Annotated in this window: 4 protein-coding genes; all 4 read left to right on the top strand. The window is 33.4% G+C overall.

From position 1 onward, the window contains the following. A partial coding sequence (locus V7183_RS21815) for an NUDIX hydrolase N-terminal domain-containing protein (RefSeq protein ID WP_335360810.1) occupies positions 1 to 541 on the top strand: 541 nt, incomplete at its 5' end. A gap of 166 nt (positions 542 to 707) precedes the next feature. Beyond that, entirely contained in the window at positions 708 to 1310 is a 603-nt protein-coding gene (locus V7183_RS21820) for a DedA family protein (protein ID WP_097895937.1), read from the top strand. A 95-nt stretch (positions 1311 to 1405) separates the two neighbouring features. Then, on the top strand, positions 1406 to 2785 hold the full coding sequence (locus tag V7183_RS21825) for a putative polysaccharide biosynthesis protein (RefSeq protein ID WP_335360811.1): 1380 nt from the start codon (positions 1406 to 1408) through the stop codon (positions 2783 to 2785). Positions 2786 to 2969: 184 nt separating this feature from the next. After that, positions 2970 to 3678: magnesium transporter CorA family protein (locus tag V7183_RS21830; RefSeq protein ID WP_335360812.1), on the top strand; the 709-nt coding region annotated here is incomplete at its 3' end.

Consider the following 3678-nt stretch of genomic DNA (forward strand, 5'->3'; position numbering starts at 1 on the left):
ATATGATATTGAGCGCTTTCAACAATTACGTGATCTTTCAATTTCTATGATGTCTCACTATACGAAGACGGATTGGGAAGTGGTAGAGAAACTATTTGCCAGTGAAACAGGTTATCAAACACCAAAAGTAGATATTCGAGCAGTTATATTTCAAAATGAGAAATTATTATTTGTGAAAGAAAAAAGTGATGGGAAATGGGCACTTCCAGGAGGCTGGGCAGATATTGGTTATACACCAACAGAAGTTGCAGCAAAAGAAGTATGGGAAGAAACAGGTTATAAAGTAGATCATTTTCGATTACTAGCAGTATTTGATAAAGAAAAGCATCATTCATCGCCATCAATATCACATGTATATAAAATATTTATCGGTTGTGAAATTGTTGGGGGAGAAAAACGAACAAGTGTGGAAACAGAGGAAGTAAACTTTTTTGGTGAAAAGGAAATCCCGCAGTTATCAGTTGCCAGAAATACAGAATGGCAAGTTAGAGAAATGTTTACTTATATGAAAGATAAGGATAAAGCACCATTGCTTGATTAAAAAAAGATTATTTCCAAAATCCACCTGTTTCATTCTGTTTGTATGTGGTATATTCATAGTGCATTGTACATACTTTCAAAAGAGAATGGTGAATATATTGGCATGAACAAGCCTTTGTGGGATAATAGGAGAGTATGTGAATAGAAAAGGAGAGATAGGAAAGCAAATGTTAGCGAATTTAATAGATCAGTTATTACAATTTTTCGCCAGTCTAGGATACTTTGGTGTTGCCCTAGGGTTAATGATTGAAATCATTCCAAGTGAGATTGTCCTTTCTTATGCCGGCTTTTTAGTTGCACAAGATCAAATAAGTTTTGTGGGAGCGGTTATTGCAGGTACAATTGGTGGTACACTAGCGCAAATCTTTTTATATTGGTTAGGATATTATGGCGGGCGTCCAGTAGTTGAAAAGTATGGGAAATACTTGTTAATTAATAAGCATCATTTAGATATAGCTGAAGGTTGGTTTAATCGATATGGTGCAGGGGTTATATTTTCTGCTCGTTTTATACCAGTTGTGCGCCATGCGATTTCAATTCCAGCAGGGTTAGCCAAGATGTCTTTAAAACGCTTTACACTTTATACAGTGGTTGCAATTATTCCATGGTCTATTCTTTTTATTTATTTAGGAGAAAAGCTTGGTGGGAAATGGCGTCATATTAAAGAATATGCGGCTGATTATACGCATTACATAATTATTGGAGCAGTGCTCTTTATTGTTATTTACTTCGGTTTAAAGATTTTGAAAAAGAGAAAAACAGTTCATTAAAGCCAATGGTTTCATTGGCTTTTTTTCTGCATTTTAGTTCTAAAAGAAAGAAGTTGTCCATAATGTGTAGTAATAAAGCGTAGCGGGGGAATGAAATGAAAGGGTCACCGTTTTTACGTGGAACATTATTTTTAACGATGGCAACGATGATATCTAAAATGCTAGGATTTATATATGTGATTCCGTTTACAGCAATGGTAGGGACGAGTGGATATGTATTATACACTTATGCATATCGCCCTTATACAATTATGTTAAGCATTGCAACAATGGGATTGCCACTTGCTGTTTCAAAAATGGTTTCAAAATATGACCAGCTAAATGACTATCATACGGTAAAAAGGGTACTCAAAAGTGGAGTAGTCTTTATGGTTCTTATGGGGATTGTCTCATTTCTAGCATTATATTTGATGGCACCATACCTTGCGAAGATTGTGATTGATGGAAATGATCAAACTGGCAATAGTATGACTGCTGTAACTTACAATATTCAAATTGTAAGTTTCGCTCTATTAATTGTACCTGTAATGAGTTTGTTACGTGGTTTTTTTCAGGGATTTCAATCTATGGGACCTTCGGCAGTAAGTGTCGTTATCGAACAGTTTTTTCGTGTCTTGACAATTTTAATAGGAAGTTTTGTTATTTTATATGTTTTGAAAGCTTCAGTTTCTTTAGCAGTTGGAGTTTCAACGTTTGGAGCGTTTATGGGGGCGGTAGCCGGATTAAGTGTTCTGAGTGGATATTATATGAGAAGACGGAAGTACTTGAAACAAAAAGAAATTACAAGTATTCCGCAGACAACGAAATCTTTTTTCTTATTATATAAAGAGTTATTTACATATTCTATTCCTTTTGTTGTAGTTAGTTTAGCAATCCCGCTTTATCAAACAATTGATACATTTACAATCAATAAATTATTAATACAGGTAGGGTATGTACAAGGAGAGGCAGAGAAAATAAATGCCATAATCGGTCTTGTGCAAATGGTTGTACTTATTCCGGTTTCCGTAGCAACAGCTTTTAGTATGTCCCTTGTTCCAGAGATGACAAAAGCATATACAGCAGGAAATGAACAGTTATTATATAAGCACTTTACGAAAACAAATTTGCTAGTAGTTGGAATTACCATTCCAGCAGCAATTGGAATGATGGTATTAGCGAAACCGGTATATACTCTTTTATTTGGTGCAGGGAATGATCCAAATATGGGAAGTGTTATTTTACAGTACTATGCACCTGCATGTATATTATTTTCATTATTTACAGTGACAGCGGCAATGTTGCAAGGAATCAATCAACAACAAAAAACGATTATCGGTTTAATGATAGGTATCATCATAAAAGTTGTATTAAATATTACATTATTACCATACTTAGACTACACTAGTTTTATTATCGCAACATATGCTGGTTACACGATTTCAGTCTCATTTAACTTGTGGATGCTTTCTAAATATGTTATAAAGGCAACATAAGCTTTTCAAAAGGCAGAGCAAACTCTGTCTTTTTCTATTTTGAAAGATTTTATAAAAAAAGCGTTTTCAAAATAATTTTTCTATTGAAATTTGAACGTTTGTTTCATATGCTGAAAATGGCGGTTCAAAAACTGTTGTTTAAGTGAGGTAGATTCCCACATGTAAAAAGAATCGGGGTGATAGTATGTTAAATATTTATTTAACAGACCGAAACGGAAAACTACAAGAAATTGAGGAGATTCAAAAAGGTTGTTGGATTAATGTACTCCATCCAACAGAAGAGGAAATTCAATTCCTAGTACAAACATTAAATGTAGAATTGGACTTCATTAAGGACCCTTTGGATGATGAAGAACGTTCTCGTATTGAAAAAGAAGATGATAATGCATTGATTATCGTCGATATTCCTACAGTAAGGCATGATGAAGAGGGAAATTCAATATATGATACAATTCCGATTGGTATGATTATAATGCCGGAATGTTTTGTAACCATTTGTTTGGAAGAAAATCCGATTTTTGAGCGTTTTATTAACCAACGTATTAAAGAATTTTATACGTTTAAAAAGACGCGATTTGCGCTTCAGCTCTTATATACAATTTCTACATATTATTTAAGATACTTAAAACAAATTAATCGAAAAACAATCGACTTGGAGCATCAATTAAATCAGTCGATGAAAAATAAAGAAATTTTTACATTACTAGGACTTGAAAAAAGCTTGGTATACTTTACGACATCTTTAAAGGCAAACAAAATTGTGATTCAAAAGTTAATGCGCAATAATACGTTTATTAAAATGTATGAAGATGATCAAGATTTGCTAGAAGATGTATTAATTGAAAATAAACAGGCCATTGAAATGGCTGAAATATATAGTAATATTTTAAGTG

This window comes from Bacillus sp. JJ1127 (genome assembly GCF_036965845.1).
In the GTDB taxonomy this organism is placed as follows: domain Bacteria; phylum Bacillota; class Bacilli; order Bacillales; family Bacillaceae_G; genus Bacillus_A.

Excerpts from the sequence above, each read along its gene's own strand:
- V7183_RS21825 (WP_335360811.1), top strand. The coding sequence starts at position 1,406 with ATGAAAGGGTCACCGTTTTTACGTGGAACATTATTTTTAACGATGGCA.
- V7183_RS21820 (WP_097895937.1), top strand. The coding sequence starts at position 708 with ATGTTAGCGAATTTAATAGATCAGTTATTACAATTTTTCGCCAGTCTA.